Annotated in this window: 20 protein-coding genes; 5 read left to right on the forward strand and 15 right to left on the reverse strand. The window is 72.8% G+C overall.

Features of this window, described 5'->3' with window-relative positions; genetic code table 11:
• Positions 1-101: 101 nt before the first annotated feature.
• Positions 102-1,733, forward strand: coding sequence for a cryptochrome/photolyase family protein (locus tag K2X24_RS20355; protein ID WP_292500605.1), 1,632 nt, complete (start codon positions 102-104; stop codon positions 1,731-1,733).
• Here the strand turns inward: K2X24_RS20355 and bcsS are convergent.
• Positions 1,711-2,391, reverse strand: a complete 681-nt coding sequence (gene bcsS, locus K2X24_RS20360) for a cellulose biosynthesis protein BcsS (protein ID WP_292500518.1) — start codon at positions 2,389-2,391, stop codon at positions 1,711-1,713. The two genes, K2X24_RS20355 and bcsS, sit on opposite strands and share 23 nt — an antisense overlap.
• A gap of 379 nt (positions 2,392-2,770) precedes the next feature.
• Between bcsS and K2X24_RS20365 the strand changes: the two genes are divergently transcribed.
• A complete protein-coding gene (locus K2X24_RS20365; RefSeq protein ID WP_292500520.1) occupies positions 2,771-3,373 on the forward strand; it encodes an exopolysaccharide biosynthesis protein in 603 nt (200 codons plus the stop codon).
• 49 nt (positions 3,374-3,422) lie between these two features.
• Here K2X24_RS20365 and K2X24_RS20370 read toward each other — a convergent pair whose 3' ends face one another.
• The 3 genes from K2X24_RS20370 to K2X24_RS20380 are packed head-to-tail and all read right to left on the reverse strand — an operon-like array spanning position 3,423 to position 5,346.
• Positions 3,423-4,247, reverse strand: coding sequence for a metal ABC transporter permease (locus K2X24_RS20370; protein WP_292500607.1), 825 nt, complete (start codon positions 4,245-4,247; stop codon positions 3,423-3,425).
• Positions 4,248-4,285: 38 nt separating this feature from the next.
• Positions 4,286-5,218 (reverse strand): ABC transporter ATP-binding protein, encoded by a 933-nt coding sequence (locus tag K2X24_RS20375; protein WP_292500522.1) that lies wholly within the window; start codon positions 5,216-5,218, stop codon positions 4,286-4,288.
• Entirely contained in the window at positions 5,215-5,346 is a 132-nt protein-coding gene (locus K2X24_RS20380; protein ID WP_279578179.1) for a hypothetical protein, read from the reverse strand. The genes K2X24_RS20375 and K2X24_RS20380 overlap by 4 nt, the downstream gene beginning before the upstream one ends.
• 100 nt (positions 5,347-5,446) lie before the next feature.
• Here K2X24_RS20380 and K2X24_RS20385 point away from each other — a divergent pair, with 100 nt between their 5' ends.
• On the forward strand, positions 5,447-5,938 hold the full coding sequence (locus K2X24_RS20385; RefSeq protein WP_292500527.1) for a Fur family transcriptional regulator: 492 nt from the start codon (positions 5,447-5,449) through the stop codon (positions 5,936-5,938).
• 19 nt (positions 5,939-5,957) lie between these two features.
• Here K2X24_RS20385 and K2X24_RS20390 read toward each other — a convergent pair whose 3' ends face one another.
• Both K2X24_RS20390 and K2X24_RS20395 read right to left on the reverse strand, forming a co-directional pair.
• The gene (locus K2X24_RS20390) at positions 5,958-7,460 is read right to left on the reverse strand and encodes an exopolysaccharide biosynthesis polyprenyl glycosylphosphotransferase (RefSeq protein ID WP_292500609.1); all 1,503 of its coding nucleotides are present in this window, start codon (positions 7,458-7,460) and stop codon (positions 5,958-5,960) included.
• A 532-nt stretch (positions 7,461-7,992) separates the two neighbouring features.
• Positions 7,993-8,325, reverse strand: a complete 333-nt coding sequence (locus K2X24_RS20395) for an antibiotic biosynthesis monooxygenase (RefSeq protein WP_292500529.1) — start codon at positions 8,323-8,325, stop codon at positions 7,993-7,995.
• 467 nt (positions 8,326-8,792) lie between these two features.
• Here K2X24_RS20395 and K2X24_RS20400 point away from each other — a divergent pair, with 467 nt between their 5' ends.
• Positions 8,793-9,224 carry a helix-turn-helix transcriptional regulator gene (locus tag K2X24_RS20400; protein WP_292500532.1) on the forward strand — a complete coding sequence of 144 codons (432 nt, stop codon included), beginning with the start codon at positions 8,793-8,795 and terminating at the stop codon, positions 9,222-9,224.
• Between the two features lie 53 nt (positions 9,225-9,277).
• Here the strand turns inward: K2X24_RS20400 and K2X24_RS20405 are convergent, their stop codons facing one another.
• The 4 genes from K2X24_RS20405 to cbiE are packed head-to-tail and all read right to left on the reverse strand — an operon-like array spanning position 9,278 to position 13,054.
• Positions 9,278-10,588, reverse strand: coding sequence for a cobyrinate a,c-diamide synthase (locus tag K2X24_RS20405; RefSeq protein ID WP_292500534.1), 1,311 nt, complete (start codon positions 10,586-10,588; stop codon positions 9,278-9,280).
• Positions 10,585-11,382: a precorrin-4 C(11)-methyltransferase gene (cobM, locus tag K2X24_RS20410; RefSeq protein ID WP_292500535.1), complete on the reverse strand. Its 798-nt coding sequence runs from the start codon at positions 11,380-11,382 to the stop codon at positions 10,585-10,587. The genes K2X24_RS20405 and cobM overlap by 4 nt, the downstream gene beginning before the upstream one ends.
• Positions 11,379-11,819: a cobalamin biosynthesis protein gene (locus tag K2X24_RS20415; RefSeq protein ID WP_292500537.1), complete on the reverse strand. Its 441-nt coding sequence runs from the start codon at positions 11,817-11,819 to the stop codon at positions 11,379-11,381. The genes cobM and K2X24_RS20415 overlap by 4 nt, the downstream gene beginning before the upstream one ends.
• Positions 11,816-13,054 (reverse strand): precorrin-6y C5,15-methyltransferase (decarboxylating) subunit CbiE, encoded by a 1,239-nt coding sequence (gene cbiE, locus K2X24_RS20420; RefSeq protein ID WP_292500540.1) that lies wholly within the window; start codon positions 13,052-13,054, stop codon positions 11,816-11,818. The genes K2X24_RS20415 and cbiE overlap by 4 nt, the downstream gene beginning before the upstream one ends.
• A 28-nt stretch (positions 13,055-13,082) precedes the next feature.
• Between cbiE and K2X24_RS20425 the strand changes: the two genes are divergently transcribed.
• Positions 13,083-13,829 carry a cobalt-precorrin-6A reductase gene (locus K2X24_RS20425; protein ID WP_292500542.1) on the forward strand — a complete coding sequence of 249 codons (747 nt, stop codon included), beginning with the start codon at positions 13,083-13,085 and terminating at the stop codon, positions 13,827-13,829.
• Between the two features lie 20 nt (positions 13,830-13,849).
• Here the strand turns inward: K2X24_RS20425 and cobJ are convergent, their stop codons facing one another.
• Genes cobJ through cobN form a run of 5 tightly spaced genes read right to left on the reverse strand, consistent with a single transcriptional unit; the run spans position 13,850 to position 21,021 of the window.
• Positions 13,850-14,626: a precorrin-3B C(17)-methyltransferase gene (cobJ, locus tag K2X24_RS20430; RefSeq protein WP_292500544.1), complete on the reverse strand. Its 777-nt coding sequence runs from the start codon at positions 14,624-14,626 to the stop codon at positions 13,850-13,852.
• The gene (locus tag K2X24_RS20435) at positions 14,623-15,414 is read right to left on the reverse strand and encodes a precorrin-2 C(20)-methyltransferase (RefSeq protein ID WP_292500546.1); all 792 of its coding nucleotides are present in this window, start codon (positions 15,412-15,414) and stop codon (positions 14,623-14,625) included. The genes cobJ and K2X24_RS20435 overlap by 4 nt, the downstream gene beginning before the upstream one ends.
• A complete protein-coding gene (locus K2X24_RS20440; RefSeq protein WP_292500549.1) occupies positions 15,414-16,046 on the reverse strand; it encodes a precorrin-8X methylmutase in 633 nt (210 codons plus the stop codon). Before K2X24_RS20440 ends, K2X24_RS20435 begins: the two co-directional genes overlap by 1 nt.
• Positions 16,043-17,476, reverse strand: a complete 1,434-nt coding sequence (locus tag K2X24_RS20445; protein WP_292500551.1) for a hypothetical protein — start codon at positions 17,474-17,476, stop codon at positions 16,043-16,045. Before K2X24_RS20445 ends, K2X24_RS20440 begins: the two co-directional genes overlap by 4 nt.
• Positions 17,473-21,021 carry a cobaltochelatase subunit CobN gene (gene cobN / locus K2X24_RS20450; protein WP_292500553.1) on the reverse strand — a complete coding sequence of 1,183 codons (3,549 nt, stop codon included), beginning with the start codon at positions 21,019-21,021 and terminating at the stop codon, positions 17,473-17,475. The genes K2X24_RS20445 and cobN overlap by 4 nt, the downstream gene beginning before the upstream one ends.
• Between the last annotated feature and the right edge of the window lie 8 nt (positions 21,022-21,029).

Raw genomic sequence — 21,029 nt, forward strand, 5'->3', positions numbered from 1 at the left:
CCGAAATGGCGCGGGACATCGCCGGGATCGAAACGGACGGGCACCGGCTGGCCCCGAGCACCCGGGCTTTCGCCCGCGCCCGGCGGGAGGCTTAGAGTCCCATTCGCACGCTCCGCTTCCTCCTCGGCGACCAGCTGACCCGCCGCATCGCCACCCTCACGGACCTCGACCCGGACCACGACGTGGTGCTGCTGGTCGAGGTCCGGGCGGAGGCGACCTATGTGCGCCACCACAAGCAGAAGATCGCCTTCCTGTTCTCGGCCATGCGGCATTTCGCGGCCGAGCTGGAGGCCGAGGGCGTGCGGGTGGATTACGTCCGCCTCGACGATTCCGCCAACACCGGCAGCTTCACCGGGGAGCTCATGCGCGCCATCGCCCGCCACGAGCCCGACCGGGTCGTGGTCACGGAGCCGGGCGAGTGGCGGGTCTGGGAGATGATGCAGGCCTGGCGCGACGATGCCGCGGTGCCGGTGCAGATCCGCGACGACAATCGCTTTCTCTGTCCCCGCGCCGATTTCGCCGCCTGGGCCGGGGACCGTCGGAGCCTGCGCATGGAGACGTTCTATCGCGGCATGCGCCGGCGCACCGGGCTGCTCATGGACGGGGGAGAGCCGACCGGCGGCCGTTGGAACTTCGACGCCGAGAACCGCAAGGGCCTGCCGAAGGGGCACGCGCTGCCCGAGCGGGTCGGCTTCCCGCCGGACGCCGTCACCCGGGAGGTCATCGTCCTCGTGGAGGCCGCGTTCGCCGACCATTTCGGCGCGACCGAGGCCTTCGCCTGGCCGGTGACCCGCGCCGACGCGCTCGCGGCCTTCCGGGACTTCCTCGCGGTCGGGCTGCCGCACTTCGGCGACTACCAGGACGCCATGCGGACGGGGGCCCCGTTCCTGTACCACGCGCTCATTTCTCCGGCGCTGAATGCCGGGCTCCTCACCCCCGAGGAGGTCTGCCGGGCGGCGGAGCGGGCCTACCGCGAGGGGGCCGCCCCCCTCCACTGCGTCGAGGGGTTCATCCGGCAGATCCTGGGCTGGCGCGAATACGTGCGCGGCCTCTACTGGGCGCGGATGCCGGACTATGCGGGGTCGAATGCCCTCGAGGCCACCCGCGACCTGCCTTGGTTCTATTGGTCGGGCGAGACCGAGATGAACTGCCTGGCGCAGAGCATCGCCGACACGCGCGCGCATGCCTATGCCCACCACATCCAGCGCCTGATGGTGACGGGCAACTTCGCGCTGCTCGCCGGGATCGCGCCGGCCCAGGTGGAGGAATGGTACCTCGTCGTCTACGCAGACGCCTACGAATGGGTGGAGCTGCCCAACGTCCACGGCATGGTGCTCTGGGCCGATGGCGGCGTGATGGGCTCGAAGCCCTACGCGGCCTCCGGCGCCTACATCAACCGCATGTCGGATTACTGCCGGGGTTGCGCCTACGACGTGTCGAAGCGGACCGGTCCCACGGCCTGCCCGTTCAACGCGCTCTACTGGAACTTCCTGATCACGCATGCGGACCGGCTGTCCGGCAATCCCCGCCTCGCGATGCCCTATCGGAACCTCGCGCGCCTCGACCCGAGCCTGCGGGCCGAGATCCAGGCGCAGGCGGCCCGCTTCCTCGACGGGCTCGCGGCGCCGAGCTCGCCGGTGCAGGGCGCCCTCGATCTCACGCCGCCGCCGCCGCGCCGTCGCGCGCCCGCCCGGCGCAAGGCCCCCAGGGCTACCAAGGCGTCCAGGCCGTGAGGCCGACATAGACGCCGGTGTCCCGCCGCGCGCTCGCCATCTGCAGGCCGGCGGCGAGCCGCAGGCTGAACCGGCCGAGCGCGAAATCCGTCGCATGCAGTCCGACATTCCACTTCGCGTAGGCGGTCTCGTCGCGATAATGCGCGAGTTCGGGCCCGAGATAGGCGCCCCAGAATCGGTACCCCCAGGAGAGCCGGCCCCAGGCGCTCATGCGGGTGCTGCCGAGGATGAGCGTGGCCGTGAGCAGCGTATCGTCGCTCGGCCGGGCCCAGACCTCGCCGTGCAGGCGCAGGCCGAAGCGGGGGGGCAGCGCCTGGACGCAGCCGCAACCCGACAGCACGTCCATGGTGCCCTCGGGCCCCGCATAGGCCGCGACCGCCCCCCAATCCGGGAACCACTGGTATCCGAACACCACGGCGCCGACGAAGCTGTCCCGGGTCAGTGCGCCCTCCCGCCGGCGCCCGGCGCCGAGGTTCGCGAGGGCGACGAAGCCTTGCCCGTCGACCCGGTCGAGCGCCATCTTCGCGCCACCGCTGACGAAGACCGAGGGGCTCGCCTCCAGGCTGCCGAACAGGAGCAGCGAGGCGGGCGATGTCGTCTCCGCGCCCGCGACGCCCGCCGAGGCGAAGAGCCCGCCGAGGCATCCCACGAGGCGCACCCACCGGAGCGGGCCGCGAAGACATCCTCCAGGGGATCGCAAGGCCCAGCCGGTCTCACCGCAACAGAAGCCGCAATCTTGAACGGTCCAGGCGCGCAATCAACGCTGGGTTGAAAGACGGAATGTTTTTTCGATCGATCTTTCAACATCTCCGCCCGAACAGACGAGCGATCGGGACAGTCACCATACTTTAGAGAATTCGTTCTCGAGATTTTCAACTTGAGGTTTTGAGCCTGCGCGCCGTGTCATCGCGCACGCGGTGGATCGGGCCGGTCGTCGGAAGCCCCCGATTCGCCCTGGCGTCCGGGGCGTTCGCTTGGCGTTGCGACGCAACTCGGCTACAGCCCGCCTCAGGACAGTCGCCAACGGCCGAGCTTTCTTGTCACCTGCTGCCAGAACTTCCGAAGTTCTCACCGTGCTCGCCGAGCAGGAGGGGGAACGCCTGACTGTCGGGGACATCGTCGCCGTCCTGAAGGATCGCGCCTTCGCGCTCCTCATCGTGATCCTCGGTTTGCCGAACTGCTTGCCGATGCCGCCGCCCATTCCCCTGGTGTGCGGCCTGCTGCTGCTTCTGGTGGCGGTTCAGATCACGGCCGGCATGGCGTCGCCCTGGCTGCCGCGCGCGCTCCTGCGGCGCTCCGTGGCCCGCAAGGACGTGGAGCGCGCGGCCGGGCGGGCCGTGCCGCTGCTGCGCCGCCTCGAGCATTGGTCGCGTCCCCGCATGAGCCTGTTCGAGACCGGTCTCGGCATGCGCGGCGTCGGGCTGCTCCTGCTCACCCTGTCGCTGGCCCTGATCGTGGCCGCGCCCATCGTCGGCCAGATTCCCCTGGGGCTGGCGATCTGCCTCCTCGGCCTCGGCCTGGTGGAGCGCGACGGGATCGTGGTCCTGGGCGGCGTCGCCATCGGCGCCCTCGGCGTCCTGCTGAACGCCGGCTTCGTCTACGCGATCGTCTCGGGCATCATGGGCCTGTTCAACCTCTGAGGATCCCGCTCGCGAGGTCCCCGGCACGCCGCGCCGGCGGCCGCCGGGCTCAGGCTTCGAGGTGGCGCCCGCGGAACAGGCGATAGACCAGACCGCCGCGACGCCCGACCAGCATCGAGGTAATGTAGAGGCCGCCGGCCGCCAGCACGATGGCGGGCCCGGTCGGCACGTCGGCCCGGTACGAGACGCTGAGGCCGATCACGCTCGAGAGCATGGCGATCAGGACGGAGACCGGGATCATCCCCGACAGGTCGGCGGCCCAGAACCGGGCCGCGATGGCCGGAAGCAGCATCAGCCCCACCGCCAGCAGGGTGCCGAGTGCCTGGAAGCCGCCCACGAGGTTCATCACCACGAGGCCCAGGAAGGCGTAGTGCACCGGACCGCCGGCCCGGCTGACCGTCCGCAGGAACAGCGGGTCGACGCATTCCATGACCAGCGGCCGGTAGATCGCCGCCAGGCCGAACAGCGTCACGGTGGCGATGCCGCCGAGGAGCCACAGGGCCGGGTCGTCGAGCGCCAGAACGCTGCCGAACAGGATGTGCAGCAGGTCGATCTGAGATCCGCGCAGGGAGACCAGCAGGACACCGCCCGCCAGCGAGATGAGGTAGAAGGCGGCGAGACTCGCATCCTCCTTGATGGCGGTGGAGCGGGTGACGAGCCCGGCCATCAGCGCCACGCACAGGCCCGCCGCGAGGCCGCCCAGCGTCATCGCGGGCAGCGACAGCCCCGCGACCAGGAAGCCGACCGCCGCCCCCGGCAGGATGGCGTGGCTCATGGCATCGCTCATCAGGCTCATGCGCCGCAGCATCAGGAACACGCCGACGGGCGGCGCCGAGAGCGAGAGGGCGAGGCAGCCGACCAGGGCCCGGCGCATGAAGCCGAACTCGATGAAGGGGCCGAACAGGAGGTCGATCAAGCGGCGTGTCCGTGGCCGCGCGCCGGATCGGGCGCGGCGGGCTTCGGGGGGCTCGGCGCCTTGGCCGGCGAAGGCCCGTGATGGCCCTCCCCATGCGCGTGATGCTCATGGACATGGGCATGGGCATGGGCATGGGCGTGGGGATGGGCATGAGAATGGTCGTGGTCCGGGCCGGTCGCCGGTTCCGCGTGGCGGCCGCAGACGGCCGCGTCCTCGTCCCAGGCCTCCGATAGGCTCTGGGCGCGGGCGAGGTTCTCGGCCGTGAGCACAGCCCCGGTGGCGCCCCAGGCCACCGCCTCGCGGGCGAGGAGCAGGGTGTGGGGGAAATGCCCGCGCACCTGCGCCAGGTCGTGCAGGGCGGCCACGATGGTGCGGCCCTGGTCGTGCCAGGACCGGATCAGCGCCAGCAGATCGGCCGTGGTGCGCCCGTCGACGCCCGTGAAGGGCTCGTCGAGGAGCAGGATGCGGGCGTCCTGCACGATGAGGCGGGCGAACAGGGCGCGCTGGAACTGGCCCCCCGAGAGCGTGCCGATCAGCCGGTCCTCGAAGCCGCCGAGGCCGACCTTGGCCAGGGCGTCCACCAGCATCGGCCGGTGGGGCCGGGCGCTGCGCCAGGGGCCGAGCCGGTGCCAAAGGCCCATGGCCACGAGGTCGAGGACCCGCAGAGGAAAGCTGCGGTCGATCTCGGCGGCCTGCGGCAGGTAGGCGACGCTTCCCTTCGGGGCCGGCCGCTCGATCCGTCCCTCCAGGCAGGGGATCTCGCCGACGATGCCCTTGAGCAGCGTGGACTTGCCGGCGCCGTTGGGACCCACCAGCGCGAGGAGGGCGCCCGGGGGGATCGTGCCGTCGAGGTGATGCACCGCCGGGTGCCGGTCATAGGCGAGGGTCAGTCCCCGGAGCGCGATCGCCCCGTCGCGGTCGCAACTCATCGGGACGCCCACAGGACAGCCGTCCAGAGCAGGACGGCCAGCCCCGCGGCCGCGGCGAAGCGCAGGGAGGCACCGGCCTGGAACAGGGACGGACGCGGCTGGGCGGGGATGCGCGGGGTACGGGTCACGGTTGGATCATTTGCCCGAACGGGAGCGCCGGCTTATGTTGGCGGTGATACACTGTAACACTCGGGCAGTTCAACGGGCCGGGTTCGCGGGGCAGACACGATGCACGACCATGCGGCGACGCATGACCATGGCTGCGGCGGTGCGCAGGCGGCCATCGCCCGGGCCGAACGCCTGTGCCGCGAGCGCGACCTGCAGTTCACCCGCCTGCGCCGGGACGTGCTGACGGCGGTGGCGGGCCAGACCCGGCCGATGGGCGCCTACGACATCGCCGAGGCCCTGAGCGAGCCGGGCCGGCGGGTGGCGGCGGTCTCGGTCTACCGCGCGCTCGATTTCCTGACCGAGCATGGCCTCGTCCACCGCATCGCCAGCCGCAACGCCTTCGTCTCCTGCGGGCATTCCCACACGGACGGGGCGGGGCTCGTCTTCCTGATCTGCCGCAACTGCGGGACCATCGACGAGACCACGGCGCCGGAGGTCGAGGACCAGCTCGGACGGACCCTGGCCAAGGCCGGGTTCCGGCCGATCAGCCGCATCCTCGAGGTGGAGGGCGAGTGCGGCGCCTGCCTCGGGCAGGCCGGCGCCGAAGGTTGAGGCGGCGCCCGTCGAAGTCTCAGAACGCGTTCTTGTAGGCGCGCGGCGAGAACACGGTCATGAACATGATCCGGATGTCGAACCAGATCGACCAGTTGTCGATGTAGTGCAGGTCGTGCTGGACGCGGCGCTCCATGTCGAGATCCGTCAGGGTCTCGCCGCGCAGGCCGTTGACCTGGGCCCAGCCGGTGATGCCCGGCATCACGTTGTGGCGGCGCGCGTAGAGGGCGATGCGGTTCTCGAAGCTGCGGTCGTGCGCGAGGGCGTGCGGGCGGGGGCCGACCAGGGACATCTCGCCGAGCACGACGTTGAGGAGTTGCGGCAGCTCGTCGATGTTCGAGCGGCGCAGCATGGCGCCGATGGGCGTGATGCGGCTGTCGTTGCGGGTGGCCTGCTTGAAGACGGTGTCCTGCGCCACCTTCATGCTGCGGAACTTGTAGACGCCGAAGGGCTGCTGATTGAACCCGTAGCGCTTCTGCCGGAAGAACACCGGCCCGGGGCTGTCGAGCTTGATCAGCACGCCCACCGCGAGGAAGAGCGGGGCGAGGAGCACCAGCGCGACGAGGGCGAGCGTCAGGTCGAGGGTGCGCTTGAGGAGCAGTTCGCCGGCCTGGAGCGGACGGCGCCCGATGTTGATGCCCGACAGGCGGCCGACGCGGGCGAGCTTCAGGTCGGGGAAGCGGTCCATCACCGAGCCGGGGCGCAGGTGCAGGGCGGCCGGCACGCGCAGGAACGCGTCGATGCAGCGCTCGATGTCGGCGGCCTCGGACCAGGGCACGAGGATGAAGACGTCGTCGGGGCGCAGGAAGCGCACCACGGAGACCGCCAGGTCGAGATCCTCCGACATCTGGGCCCGGCGCGAGGCCTCGTCCCCCATCGGGTCGATCCGGCGAAGGTAGCTGGTGCCGATGACGCGCAGGCCCAGGGCCTCCGCGTCGTTGTGGGCGTAGAAACGGGCGATGTCCTCCTCGTACCCGACGAGGTGGATGCGGTTGATGGAGGCCGAGGCCGGGGTCACGGCCCGGCGCACCACCCCGAGCGCCACGGTCCGAACGATGAGCAGGGCCGGCAGGCCCGAGACGAAGAGCCCGAGGGAGACGAGGCGCGAGTAGTCCTGCGTGGTCTTGGTGGCGAAGCCGATCACCAGGGCGATGGCCCAGGCACCGACCCACACCGTCGCGGCCCGCTTGAGGTGGGGCCGGTCGGAGAGCAGCGTCTCGATGCTGTAATCCTCGCGCACGAGGTTGGTGAGCAGGACGAACAGGCCGACCAGGGCCGAGAGCTCGAAGCTGCCGCTGGTGCTCACGGCCGGGATATTCCCCTGCATCGAGACGTAATAGGCGAGATCGACCAGCGCGGCGACGCCCAGGATGGCGGCGAGATCGGCGAGTGCCGTCGCCACCGGAATGCCCGCGCGGAAGGCGGCGCGGCGGCGGCGCGGCATGAGAGCCGTCCAGACGTCCCGGCGTGACCGGGCGACCGGAAGCTTCTCGAAGACGTCGGGGATACGGTCTTGAAACATCTGGAGCGCCATGTCCCGTCCTGATGCGGAAACTGTCCCAAGTTGAGCCAAACGCCGGCTCGAACCTGATTTCTGAGGCTGAACCCGCAAAGCCCGGGCCCCAGTACGCCACGCATCAGAGCGGCTTCGCCGGACGAAGCCGCGCGCCACCTTCCGTCGGATCCGACGGGCCCCTGGTCGGGTCCCATCCGAATCCAAACACATCCGAGGTAAGTTGTTGTCGCCGTAGCACGCCGTAATGCGGCCCGTAGCGAACTGCAACGGAACGTTAACTGAACGAAACGGCTGTCCGCGGCAGGATTGTCGGCGCCGTGCCAGATCTCACGTCCGGGCGGCGAACAGTCGGTCGGGTTCGCCCGGACCGACGGCTCACAGTCGCAACCGTCGCGGCCGCATCCGGTGGAGCGATGGCGCGCGGCGCCCGCGGCATCGAGAGCGGACGCTCAGGGCCATCGAGGCCGGGTTGCCGCTCGGTGTGCCCGGGTGCCCCGCCGACCCTCGCGGATCGGATCGCTTCGGGGCTCGCGGCGAATCAGGCGAGGGCCGAATCAGGGCGGGCGACGGTCTGGATCGTCTCGAATCCCTCGAATTGCGGGTGTCCCAGGTACAGGGGCTTCGTGGACGGCACGCGGCCATGGGCTTTCCGGAACTGTTCGGAGCGGGTCCAGGCCTCGAAATCGGCCTTGGACGACCAGATCGTGTGCGAGGCGTAGAGGACGTGGTCCTCGTGCTCGGGCCCCTTCAGGAGATGGAATTCGACGAAGCCCGGCATCTCACCGAGATGACTGTCGCGGCCGAGCCAGACCTGCTCGAAGTCTTCGGTCGCGTCCTTGACAACTTTGAATCGGTTCATCGCGATATACATGATCCACCTGGGTTTTTTCGATGTTCCGGGACGTCCCGCATCACGCCTTAAACCTGGAGCGCTCAGGGGCAAAAGGCCATGCGGCGGGACGCATCGGCCGCGTTCGGCCCCCGGCACCGGCTTTCCGCTCGATGCCGCGAACAGCAATCGTGGCGCCGTGTGCCTGCGTCCCGATCAAAATTCCGTGGATGCCCGGGCGATCGCAGGCTTGCAATCCGTGCCGGCTTTGTGGTCAAGCTGTCACAACGCATGACCGATGCTGACGCGGAGTAAAACATCGTGTGGCATTTGGTGCCGGACAAGGATAATTTGTGTCGGCTTGCTCTATCGACGATCAAAGGCCTCAATTTCCCAACGAGTGCACTTAAGGAATCCTGAAGGCGTTCGTACGAAAGCGCTCAGAGCCGATCGCCCCGGCGGCAGGTCCGCGCTGAAGCGAGGCTTTTCCATAAGGACTGAACCGAGAGATGATGCCCAAGCAGACCACCGACGTCGATCGCCTCGTCGGATTGAGGATCACCGCCCTGCGCAAGGCGCGCGGACTGAGTCAGACGGCGCTTGGCACCGCCGTGGGCGTCACGTTCCAGCAGGTGCAAAAGTACGAGAAGGGCCAGAACCGTGTCGGCGCCGGCCGCCTGCGCGAGATCGCCCGCCTGCTCGAAGTCCCGGTCTCGGCCTTCTTCGAGGAGGACGACATGGGCGGCACGCAATCCGACGTGTTCGGCTTCCTCAGCGCGCAGGGCGCCATCGAGCTGCTCCGTGCCTACGCGTTGATCGAGGACGACCAGCTTCGCCGCGACGTGCTCGCCATCGTGCGGACGGCCGCCAAGATGGGAAAGCAGGCGCCCGAGCCGACCCCGGCTCCGACGCCGACACCCACGCCGGCGCCGGCCAGCTAGGGCTTCGCCCGGGCGGCGGCGCGCTTCACCGGGCCGCCCCGATCCCCTGATCCTCAGCCGATCAGGTGGAAGAAGCTGCCGCTCGTCCGCCCGCGTCGATGCCCGGCGAGGCCGAGGGGAACGCCCTCGGCATCGGTGACGCTGGCGAGACCGGTCTCGTCCGTCGGCGGGGCGCTGCGCTCGCTCGCATAGTGGAATTCGTGTCCGACGAGGCGTGCGCCCGTTGCCCCGAGGGGGCCCTCGGCCAGGAGCGTGGCGACGCGGTAGCCGAGATGCAGGCGGCGGGCCTTGTAGGAGGTCGCCACCGGAAGCAGTCCGGCCATGCCGTGCGTGACCCCCGCCGCATCCTCGAGGCTCTCGCCCAGCACCATGTAGCCGCCGCACTCGCCGTGCACCGGCCTGTCCTGCGCGAACGCCCGTAGGCCGTCCAGGAAGTGCCCGGCCTGGGCGAGTTGCCCCGCATGGAGCTCAGGGTAGCCGCCGGGCAGCCAGCAGGCGTCGCAATCGGCCTGGGGCGGCTCGTCGGCCAGGGGCGAGAACGGCACGAGTTCGGCCCCCGCCGCCCGCCAGCCCGCCGCCATGTGCGGATACAGGAACGAGAACGCCGCATCGGACGCGATGGCGATGCGCTGGCCCGGCGGGCGGGGCAGGAGGCCCGCGCCCGGCGCGGGCGCCGCTCCGGCAGCGACCGCCAGGATCGCGTCGAGGTCGAGCCCGGCCTCGGCGAGGTCGGCGAGCCGGTCGAGGCGGGCCTCGAGGTCGTTTGTCTCGCGCGCCTGGACGAGGCCGAGATGGCGCTCCGGCAGGATGAGGCTCGCGTCCCGCATCAGCGCCCCGAGCACCGGCATGCCGATGCGGCTCAGGCCCGCCTCCACGAGGCGGCGGTGGCGGGCACTCGCGACCTTGTTCAGGATCACCCCGGCGATGCGGATGCGCGGATCGTAGGCCCGGCACCCGAGGGCGAGGGCGGCGGCCGACTGTGCGGCGCCCGAGACGTCGAGGACGAGGAGCACCGGCCAGCCATAGCGCGCGGCGATGTCGGCGTTGGCGCCGGTGCGCCCCTCCGGTGCCACGATGCCGTCGAACAGCCCCATCGAGCCCTCGGCCACCACGAGGTCGGCGCTCGCGGCCGCGAGGGCCGCGACCGCGTCGAGCATCGGCTCCGGCATGGCGAAGCTGTCGAGGTTGAAGCTCGGATGGCCGGTGGCGGCCTGGTGGAAGGCGGGGTCGATGTAGTCCGGCCCGCACTTGGCGCCGCGCACCGCGAGCCCGCGCCGAGCCAGCGCGCGCATCAGCGCCAGGGTCACGGTGGTCTTGCCCGAGCTCGAACGGGGTGCGGCGACGAGGAGTCCGGGCACGCTCACCGTTCCACTCCGTCCGTGCGTTCGCCCAGCACGGTCTCGCCCGTCGGGCGGAAGCGCCGGTCGTAATCGGGGGAATACAACGCGCTTTCCCGGAACTCGGCCGGATCGAGGGCAGGGCCGACCAGGATCAGCGCCGTGCGCTCCAAGCCGGCCTCGGCAACCTGGCCGGCGATCGTCGCCAGGGTTCCGGTGAGCACGCGCTCGTCGGGCCAGGTGGCGCGGAACACCACCGCGGCCGGGCAATCCGCGCCGTAGAACGGCGTCAGCTCGGAGACCACCGCGTCGACGACGTGGATCGAGAGGTGCAGGGCGAGGGTGGCCCCGGTGCGCGCGAAGGCCGTCAGGGTCTCGCGCTCCGGCATGGCGCTGGCGCGCCCCGAGGTGCGGGTGAGGACGACGGACTGGGCAAGGCCCGGCACGGTGAGCTCCCGCCTGAGCAGCGCGGCGGCGGCGGCGAAGGAGGGCACGCCCGGGGTCACCGTGAAGGGGATGCCGGCCTGGGTGAGGCGGCGGGTCTGCTCGGCGAGCGCGCTCCAGATCGAGAGGTCGCCCGAATGCAGGCGCGCCACGTCCAGGCCCGCCGCGTCGGCGGCGGCGCATTCGGCGACGATCGCGTCGAGGTCGAGGGGGGCGGTGTCGACGATTCGGGCGCCGGGCGGACACCAGCCCAGGATCTCGGGCGCCACGAGGGACCCCGCATGCAGGCAGACGGGGCAGCGCGCGATGAGGTCGCGGCCGCGGACGGTGATGAGGTCGGCGGCCCCCGGGCCGGCGCCGATGAAGTGAACGGTCATGGCTCTTGGGTGACGGATTGTGCGCGAAGCGCAAGGGCGCAGGTGGCCCCGGCGCTGGCGATTCGCCGCAGCAGCAGCGTCGCACCGGGCCCCGCGGCGGCGAGGGCTGCGGCCTCCGCCACCGAGCCGACCCGACGCGATGCCTCGATCCGCTGCGACCGGGTGGGCACGTCGGCGTCCACGGCGATCAGGGCCTCGGGCGGAACCGCCGCGAGGGAACAGCCCAGGGCCTCGGCGACCGCGCGGATCGCCGGCTCCCCGGCCCGGTCGGCGGCGGTGGCGAGGCGCGCGAGGCGGGTGCGCGGCAGGCCGGCCTCGTCGCAGGCCCGGTCCACGAGGGCGATGATGTCTTGGGCCGGGGTCGCATGGCGAAACCCGATCCCGGCGACGAGATCGGCCGGGCCGGGCCCGGCCGGCGCCGCGTCACCCGCCGTCATGGTTTGATCCACGCCCATTGCGTCACCGGCATCGCGCCGCGCCAGCCATGCAGGTGCCCGACCGGATCGGCATGGGCGACCGTCAGGCGCTTGAGGCTTCCGCCGCGCTCCGCGAAGGCCGCGAGCAGCACGGCCTCGCCTTCCAGGGTCACCACGTTGGCGACGAGGCGTCCGCCCGGGGGCAGGGCGGCGATGGCCGCCTCGAGAACCCCCGGCGCGGTGACGCCGCCGCCGATGAAGACGGTGTCGGGCGCCGGCAGGCCGGCCAGCGCCGCGGGGGCGGAGCCCTCCACCACGCGCAGATCCGGCACGCCGAGGCGGCCTGCGTTGCGGGCGATGCGGGCGGCCCGGGCCGGGTTGCCCTCGACGGCGATGGCCCGGAGGCTCGGATGGCGCAGCATCCACTCGATGGAGATCGAGCCCGCCCCGGCGCCGATATCCCACAGCATCTGGCCGGCGCGCGGGCGCAGGGCCGCCAGCGTCACGGCCCGGATGTCGGCCTTGGTGAGCTGGCCGTCGTTCTCGAACCAGGCATCGTCGAGGCCCGGGCTGAGGGTGACGATCTGCGCCGTCGGCGGGCCGACGACCTCGATGCCGAGGGTGTTGAGCGGGTCGATCCCGGTGAGATCGAAGCCCTCCGCCGTCGCGTTGCGGCGGCGCTCGCGCGGGCCCCCCATGGCCTCCAGGACGGTGAGGCGGGACGCGCCGAGGCCGCGCTCGACCAGGAGCGCGGCGACCGCCGCCGGCGTGGTCTCGTCCCAGGTCAGCACGAGGAGGCGGGCGCCGGGCTGGAGATACGGGATCAGCCGGGGCAGCGCCCGGCCGTGCAGGGTCAGGCAGCCGGTCTCGGCCAGGGGCCAGCCGAGGCGGGCGCCGGCGAGGCTGAAGGCGGACGGCTGGGGGAAGACCCGGATCTCCTCCGCGGGCACGAGGCGGGCGATCTCGGCACCGATGCCGTAATGGAACGGGTCGCCGGTCGCCAGAATGCAGGTGGGTGTCCCGCGCCGGGCGAGGAGGCCGGGATAGGCGTCCGCGATCGGGCTCGGCCAGGCTCGCGTCTCGGCGGAAAGCGGCGCGGCCAGGGCCAGGTGCCGGCGCCCGCCATAGACGAGGCGCGCGCCGTCGAGGGCGGCGGCGGCGGCGGGACTCAGGCCCGCGCGGCCCTCCTCGCCGATGCCCACGATGGTCAGCCAGGGGGGGCTTCCCCGCAGGGTGGACTCGATGTCAGCGGTCATGGAGAACGGCCCCGAGGGTGGGGGGAGCATGCGGATACTGATCCTGGGCGGCACCGGCGAGGCGAGCGCCCTGGTGCGCGGGCTCTTGGTACGCGGGCTTCTTGCGGCGGAGCGGCCCTGCGCCGTCACCCTGTCGCTCGCCGGCCGCACCAGCCAGCCGAAGGCGGAGCCCGTACCGACCCGCATCGGCGGCTTCGGCGGCGCGGAGGGCCTGGCCGCGTGGCTCGCCCAGGACCGCACCGACCTCGTGGTGGATGCGACGCATCCCTTCGCGGCCCGGATGAGCGCCAATGCGGCCGAAGCCTGCGCCCGGACCGGGACGCCCCTGCTGGCGATCCGCCGCCCGGCCTGGAGGCCGGTGGCCGGCGACCGCTGGACCGAGGTGCCCGACATGGCCACCGCCGCCCGGGCGCTCGGCCCCGCGCCGCGCCGGGTCTTCCTCACCATCGGCCGCCAGGAGGTCGGCGCCTTCGCCGCCGCGCCGCAGCACGATTACGTGGTGAGGGCCATCGAGGGCATCGATCTGGCGGTGCCGAGGCTGACCGCCATCCAGGCGCGCGGCCCCTTCGACGAGGCCGCCGAGGCGGCGTTCCTGGCCGGGAGCGCGATCGAGATCCTGGTCAGCAAGAATTCCGGCGGGGACGCCACCTACGGCAAGATCGCGGCGGCGCGGGCACTGGGCTTGGCCGTGGTGATGGTGGCCCGTCCGGAGAAGCCGGACGTGCCGAGCGTGCCGGACGCCGGGGCCGCCCTCGCGTGGATCGCCGCCTTCTGACGCCAGCGCCGACGCGCGCATCACGCCGCCGGCACGCTGCGCGGCGTATAGACGAAGGGCGTCGCGTCGCCGCGCGGGATCAGGCGGGTGGCCGAGGCGCCGATGATCACCATCGTGGCCATGTCGGCCGTCGCCGTGAAGGCCGCGTCGAGGGTGAGCACCCGGATCGCCTCGTCGGGCCGCGAGACCGCGCGGGCGAAGATCACCGGCGTGTCGCCGCGCCGGATTCCGGCGGCGAGATCCAGGGCCTTGCCGAGCTGCCAGGGCCGTGCCGAGGAGATCGGGTTGTAGAGGGAGACCACGAAATCCGCCCGCAGCACCGCCTCCAGCCGGGCGGTGATGACCTCCCAGGGCTTGAGGTTGTCCGAGAGCGACATCGCGCAGAAATCGCCGCCGAGCGGCGCGCCGAGGCGCGCGGCCGCCGCCAGCATCGCGGTGATGCCGGGCTCCACCGTGATGGAAAGCCGGGCCCAGGCCGGGTCGCCGGCCTCCACCGCCTCGAACACGGCCGCCGCCATCGCGAACACGCCGGGATCGCCGCCCGAGACCACCGCGACGCGCCGGCCTGAGGCGGCGAGTTCGAGGGCGTGGCGCGCCCGGTCGACCTCGACGCGGTTGTCGCTGGCGTGGCGGACGAGCCCCGGCCGCTCGGGCACGCGGGCGACGTAGGGGATGTAGCCGATGAGGTCCTGCGCCTGGGCCAGGGCCTCCTGGGCGGCGGCCGTCAGCAGGCGCGGATCGCCCGGGCCCAATCCGATGACCGTGACCGAGCCGGTCCCCGCAGCGGGGCCGCTCACGGCCGGCGTCCCTCGCCGGGCAGGAGCACCATCGAGAAGTAGGGCGCCACGTCGTCGGGCTTGTCCTTGAGGGCGATCACCCGCTCGCCCGCCATGGTGCCGCGCTCGACATAGACCGCGCGCTCCAGCACGCCGGCCTCGGCGAGCGCCGCCCGGACCTTGGGCAGGTGGCGGCCGAGCTTCATCAGCACGGCGGCGTCCGTGGCGCGCAGGCGCTCCACCAGGGCGGCGTGCGGCAGGGTGGCGGGCAGCACGGTCAGTACGTCGTCGCCCCAGGTGATCGGGGTCCCGGCCCGGGTCCAGCAGCCGGACATGCCGGTGACGCCGGGCACCACCTCCACGGGGAAGCGGTCCTTGAGGCGGCGCCACAGGTGCATGAACGAACCGTAGAAGAACGGGTCGCCCTCCGACAGGATCGCCACGTCCCGGCCCGCGCCGAGATGGTCGGCGAGGCGCGCGGACGCGTCGTCGTAGAAGGCCGCGAGGGCCGCGACGTAGTCCGGGTGCTCCGGGTGGAGTTCGGTGGTGTAGGGATAGACCAGCGGGTACTCGCGCCCCGGCTCGGCGGCCAGCACCGCGTCCGCGATGGTGCGGGCGTTGCCGCGCCGGCCCTTCTTGCAGAAATGCACCAGCACCGGGGCCCGCTCCAGCACCCGCATGGCGCGCACGGTGAGGTAGTCCGGCTCGCCCGGGCCCATGCCGACCCCGAACAGGGTGCCGGTGGTCGCCGCGCGCGGGACCTCGGTCTGCTCCGCTACCTCGGGGGGAAGCCGCTCGCCCGACTCCATCACTCGATCTCTTGCGCGAGCGCGTTGACGGCCGCGGCCGTCATGGCGCTGCCGCCGCGCCGGCCGTGGACCACGATGAAGGGCACCCGGCCGTCGCGGGCGAGCGCCTCTTTCGACTCGGCGGCGCCGACGAAGCCGACCGGGATGCCGATGACGGCGGCCGGCGGGGCTATGCCCTCGTCGAGGAGTTCGAGCAGGCGGAACAGCGCGGTCGGGGCGTTGCCCACCGCCACGATGCTGCCGGGCAGGTGCTCGCGCCAGAGTTCCATGGCGGCGGCCGAGCGGGTGGTGTTCATGGCGGCGGCCAGCTCCGGCACGCGCGGATCGCTCAGGGTGCAGATCACCCTGTTGTCGGCGGGCAGCCGGGCCCGGGTGACCCCGTCGGCGACCATGCGGACGTCGCACAGGATCGGCGCGCCGGCCTTCAAGGCGGCCTCGCCGGCCTGCGCGAAATCGGGTGAGGCCTCCACGTCGCGCGGCAGGTCGGTCATGCCGCAGGCATGGATCATCCGCACCACGACCCGCTCGGCGGTGCCCTGGAAGCGCGCGAGATCGGCCTCGGCCCGGATCATCGCGAAGGAGCGGGCGTAGATCGCCCCTCCGTCACGCAGGTAGTCGAGGCGGGAACTCATGACGGTCGTGGTCCTGGCGGGTGTTCTGGGACGATCTGGGCGAGGGGGAGTGCCGAATCAGCCCTCCTTACGCGCTCCAGCGCGGCCTCGAAAGGGAGGCGCGTCGCCGGCAACGCATCCGGGCGCCCGGACAGCACCACGTCGTAGTGCCCGTCCCGCCCGACGAGGGTGAGGTCGGCGGCCCCCGGATGGGCACAGCCCTTGGCACAGCCCGAGACGTGGGCGCGCAGGCCACGCGCCGCGAAGGGCCGGAACGCCTCGGCCAGGCGGGCCGCGTCGTTTAGGGTCGGGGTCGAGCCCGACGCGCAGGCCGGCGCCCCCGGGCAGGCGGCCACCGCCCCGCGCGGATCGTCAGCCCGCGTCAGGAAGCCGGCTTCGGCCAGGGTTTCGCGCGCGGCCTCGGCGGCTGCGGCATCGGCGCAGACGAGGAGGAAGCCCCGGGTCTGCGAGAGGCGCAGGCCGTCCTCGCCGAGGCTGTCCGCCGCGTCGGCGAGACGGTCGAGGGCGTCGGCCGTGCAGCGGCCGAAGGGGGCATTGACCAGGAGGGCGAGGGCGCCATCCGCCATCGGGGGTGAGGATCGTAGGAACCCCCTCTCCTGGAAGGAGAGGGTTGGGGTGAGGTGTGTGACCTTTCCGGATGATCCGCACATTTCAGGCTGTCCCTCTCCTTCCAGGAGAGGGGACCCGCGCTCGGGCCTGACGAGCGTTCGCAGAGCCCGCAAGCCCGGGCTCAGGGCGGACACTTCGGCCGGGGCCGGGATGCGTCGCAGGGCAAAGCGCGCCAGGGCCTCCGCCCGGGCGGAGGCCGGGACATCGCGCATCCGGCGGTGCCCGCTCGCCGCCAGCAGGCGCAGGGCCGCCTCCACGACGGTCTCCGCATCATCGGTCAGCCGCCACCAGGCCGCGTCGCCGGCGAGGTGCAGGGCGAGGCCTTCGCGGGTGACGACGCCGTGGAGGTCGGCCTCCGCCGCGCCGAGGGTGAGGCCGTACGCGGCCGACTCGATGGCGACCAGGGTTTTCGGCGGCAGGCCGGGAATCGCCAGCCCGATCGCCTCGATGGCCCGGGCCAGGGCCGGGACCGCATCGCAGTCGAGCCCCGCCAGCGGCGTGGTCAGGGTGAGCCGCTGCGGTCCCCCGTCGTGGCGGACATCGCCGAGCCCGATGGCCGCCAGGGCCTCGGCGAGGCCGCAGCGGGTCGCCTCGGTGACGCCGCGGATCTGCAGGTTGGCCCGCGCCGTCACGTCGACATGGCCGTTGCCGTAACGGCGCGCGGCGTCCGCCACCGCCCGGGCCTGGGCCGGGGTGAGGCGCCCGAGGGGCGGGTGGACGCGGGCGAGGAGGCCGTCGCCGGTGGGCATCGGCCGGGCGAGGCTCGGGCACCAGCCGCGCCGGCTCGGCGCCTCCGGCGCGACGCGGCGGGGCGCGCTCATTCCGCCGCCTCGCGCAGCAGCTCATCGGCCGCCATCTCATCGGCAGCCATGGCGTTGCGCCGGGTGGTCCAGAGACCGCGCCGGCGGGCCTCGTCGAAGCGCTCGAGGATGGCGCGGGCCGCCTCCGGATTGGCCGCCCGCAGGGTCTCGAAGGTCTCGAGGTCGGCGATCATCGCCCCGTAGAGGCGGTCGAGGTCGGCGTCCGAGACCGCGTCCGTGGTGGCGGCGAGGACGAACACCGCGTCGACCCCTTGCGCCAGTTCCTGGGCGCCGCGATAGCCGTGCCGGAGCTGCGCCGCGATCCAGCGCGGGTGGGCGAGGCGCCCCCGGATCAGGCGGGCGGCGTCCTCGCGGGCGGTGCGGGCCTTCGGGGTCTCGGCCGTGGCGACGTCGAGGCTGTAGAGGGCCGGCCGCGCCCCCGTCAGGGCGGCGGCGGCCGAGAAGCCGCCCATCGCCTCCACGGCGGCGTCGCCGTCGAGGAGGTCGCGCTCGGCCACGTCGAAGGCGTGCACGTAGGCGTCGGCGTCCGCGACCCGCGCGGCGAAGCCCGCATCCGCGGCGTCCGCCTTGCCGCCATAGGCGTGGGAGGTGGCGTCCAGGTAGGCGCGCCCGAGATCGTCGCGATTGTCCCAGGCCCCGTCGAGGGCGAGGCCTCCGGCCCCCGCGCCGTAGCGCCCGGGCGCCGCGCCGTAGACGCGGGCCGGTGCCTCGCCCCGGCGGCGGGCGGCGGCCAGCGGGTTCTCGGCGTCCTCCTCCTCGTCACGGGCGGCCACCGCCACGGCGGCGCGGGCGAGGAGCGACAGCGTCTCCGGGAAGGTGTCGCGGAAGGCGCCGGAGACCCGCACCGTCACGTCGATGCGCGGCCGGTCGAGGAGCGCCAGCGGCAGCACCTCGAATCCGGTGACCCGGGTGGAGGCATGGTCCCAGACCGGGCGCACGCCCATCAGCGCCAGGGCGTGGGCGATGTCCTCGCCGCCGGTGCGCAGGGTCGGCGAGGCCCAGAGGTCCATGACGATCCGGGCCGGATACTCGCCCTCGTCCTGCAGGTAGCGCAGGACCACGGCGTCGGCGGCCCTGGCGCCCAGGGTGGTGGCGGCCCGGGTCGGCAGGCTGCGCGGATCGAGGGTGGCGAGGTTTCGCCCCGTCGGCATCACGTCGGTGCGCCCGCGCGACGGCGAGCCGGCGGGCCCCGGCGGCACGAAGCGTCCGTCGAGGGCGCGCAGCAGGCCGAGGCGCTCAGCCTCGGCGCAGGCCGCCACGGCGGCGGGCGCCTCCGGGTCGGCGCGGCCGAAGACGTGGAGCCCGTCGCGGGCGGTGACCTCGCCGAGATCGCAGAGATGCGCGTCGAGGGCCGCCAGCGCGTCCGGCATCGGGGTGTCGGCGTCGATGCCGGCGCCCGTGAGGAGCCCGGCCGACGTCGCTTCGTCGAGGATGGTGCGCGCCAGGATCGCGGCGCGGCGCGGGTCGAGCACGCTGGCGGCGGAATATTCCTCCACGAGTTCGCGCAGGCGCGCCGCGTCGGGGTCGAGGCCCGTCACGCCGGTCTGCGGCGTCAGGTGACCGAGGGCGACGCCGCCCAGGCGCCGCTTCAGGGGCGCGGCCTCGCCCGGATCGTCGACGATGAAGGGATAGACCACCGGGAGCGCCCCGACCGCGCGGGCGGGCCAGCAGTCCGGCGACAGCGCGACGGCCTTGCCCGGCAGCCATTCGGTGGTGCCGTGGGTGCCGAGATGAACCAGGGCGTCGAACCGGGTGCGGAGCCCGAGATGGAACGCCAGATAGGCGTGGGTCGGCACCACGTCGGGGTCGTGATAGGCGGCCTTCCGGTCCGCCGACCGTCCGCGATCGGGCTGGAGGAACACGGCGAGGCGTCCGCCTGGCGCCTCATCGGCGCGCGGCGACGACATCCGAACATCGCCTGAGGTCGAGGCGGGGTGCGACGGGCTCCCTCTCCTGGAAGGAGAGGGTTGGGGTGAGGTGTGTGACCTCTCCGGATGTGGACCACACCTCACCCTGTCCCTCTCCTTCCAGGAGAGGGGACTTGTGCTTCCCGCCTCGACCGTATGAGGACGGGCCTCCACGCATGGAAAGCGGAAGGCGCCGTCCCGGCAGAGCGGGTCGGCCTCGGGCGGTCCCCATTCGGCGTCGAGGGTCGCGCGGGCAGCATCCGGCAGCGTGCCGAGCCAAACGCGATAGGCCTCGAGGGCGACGGAAAAATCCTTCGGCCCCCCCGTCAATCCCTGCATCAGGGCATCGGCCTCGGGCAGCGCGCCGACGGCGTAGCCGGCTTGGGCGAGATCCGCCACGATCGCCCGTGCGCTCTCCGGGGTGTCGAGGCCCACCGCGAAGCCCGCGCGGCCGCCGCGGGCGGGATAGTCCGAGAGCACCAGGGCGATGCGGCGCTGGGCGCAGGGCAGGCGCGCGAGGCGGACCCAGGCGGCGGCGCGCGCGGCCAGCGCCGCGATGCCCTCGGCATGCGGCACGGCGCGGCGCTCGGCGAAGCCCTCGGTCTCCGGACCCTCCTCCTTGAACGAGATCGGGAACCCGGAGAGCCGCCCGTCGAATTCCGGTAGGGCGACCTGCATGGCGAGGTCGGCCGCACCCATGCCCCGCGCCGAGGCGGTCCAGGCGTCCCGCGCCGCGCCGATGCTGAAGGCCTGGATCACCGGGCAATCGGCGTCGTCGAGGACGAAGCCGGCATCCTCCCGGGCCGAGAAGGCGGTGGCGGCGATGACGATGGCGGGCCGGTGCGTCGCGATGGCCGCCCGCAGGGGCTCGGTCGCGGCCGGGTCCTTCAGGCTCGACACCGCCACGGCCAGCACCGCGAGGCCACGGGCCTGGAGCGCCGCGTTCAAGGACGCGATCGGCGCGGTGTCGCCGGAGAGCACGCTCGACCGGTAGACCACCAGCAGCGCCAGCGGCGCCTCTTCCGGAATCGTCTGAAACGGCCGCCCGGCAGCCAGAGCCTGTCCGTCGTCGACGGGGCCGCAGCCGGGACAGCAGACGAAGCCGCGCGGCAGGGGAAGGGGCGGCTCGACCACCGCCGCATATCCGATCTCGGCGGCGATGCGCCCGACGAGGCGGCGCAGGTTCGCCGCCCCCCCGGCCCGGAAATAGGCGTCGAAGGCGGGGGCGAGGTCGGGCTGCGTGGAATAGGCGTCGAGGCGCGGATCGGGCCGGTCGTCGCCCGGCAGCACCACGAGGACCACACCTCGGGCGCGGGCGGCCGAGGCCGCGCGCTCGATGCCGTAGCGCCAGTAATCGAGCCCGCCGAGGCAGCGGATCACGACGATCCGCGCGTGCGCGATCACCGTGTCGACGTAGAGGTCGACCGACATCGGGTGGCGCAGCTTGGCCAGCTTGGCGAGCCGCAGGGTCGGGGCCTCGCCAGACCCCGCCGGAAAGACCGCCGCGTGGGCCTGCGCCATGCCAAACAGGTCGGAATCGGTGAAGGACAGGAAGGCGATGTCCCCCGGCGCCTGCCCGAGATCGACCGCGGCTTCGCCCTCGTCGAGGGAGACCGTATCGATGCGGATCAGGTGCATGGAGGGGG

Origin of the sequence: Methylobacterium sp. (genome assembly GCF_019750675.1) — a bacterium.
Lineage (GTDB): Bacteria > Pseudomonadota > Alphaproteobacteria > Rhizobiales > Beijerinckiaceae > Methylobacterium.

Coding starts and splice junctions, on each gene's coding strand:
- K2X24_RS20370 (WP_292500607.1), bottom strand. CDS start 4,247: ATGCGCCGGGCCCTGGTCGGCTGCCTCGCCCTCTCGCTCTCGGCGCCG.
- K2X24_RS20375 (WP_292500522.1), bottom strand. CDS start 5,218: ATGAGTTGCGACCGCGACGGGGCGATCGCGCTCCGGGGACTGACCCTC.
- K2X24_RS20385 (WP_292500527.1), top strand. CDS start 5,447: ATGCACGACCATGCGGCGACGCATGACCATGGCTGCGGCGGTGCGCAG.
- K2X24_RS20390 (WP_292500609.1), bottom strand. CDS start 7,460: ATGTTTCAAGACCGTATCCCCGACGTCTTCGAGAAGCTTCCGGTCGCC.
- K2X24_RS20395 (WP_292500529.1), bottom strand. CDS start 8,325: ATGTATATCGCGATGAACCGATTCAAAGTTGTCAAGGACGCGACCGAA.
- K2X24_RS20400 (WP_292500532.1), top strand. CDS start 8,793: ATGATGCCCAAGCAGACCACCGACGTCGATCGCCTCGTCGGATTGAGG.
- cobM (WP_292500535.1), bottom strand. CDS start 11,382: ATGACCGTTCACTTCATCGGCGCCGGCCCGGGGGCCGCCGACCTCATC.
- K2X24_RS20415 (WP_292500537.1), bottom strand. CDS start 11,819: ATGACGGCGGGTGACGCGGCGCCGGCCGGGCCCGGCCCGGCCGATCTC.
- cbiE (WP_292500540.1), bottom strand. CDS start 13,054: ATGACCGCTGACATCGAGTCCACCCTGCGGGGAAGCCCCCCCTGGCTG.
- K2X24_RS20425 (WP_292500542.1), top strand. CDS start 13,083: ATGCGGATACTGATCCTGGGCGGCACCGGCGAGGCGAGCGCCCTGGTG.
- K2X24_RS20435 (WP_292500546.1), bottom strand. CDS start 15,414: ATGGAGTCGGGCGAGCGGCTTCCCCCCGAGGTAGCGGAGCAGACCGAG.
- K2X24_RS20440 (WP_292500549.1), bottom strand. CDS start 16,046: ATGAGTTCCCGCCTCGACTACCTGCGTGACGGAGGGGCGATCTACGCC.
- K2X24_RS20445 (WP_292500551.1), bottom strand. CDS start 17,476: ATGAGCGCGCCCCGCCGCGTCGCGCCGGAGGCGCCGAGCCGGCGCGGC.
- cobN (WP_292500553.1), bottom strand. CDS start 21,021: ATGCACCTGATCCGCATCGATACGGTCTCCCTCGACGAGGGCGAAGCC.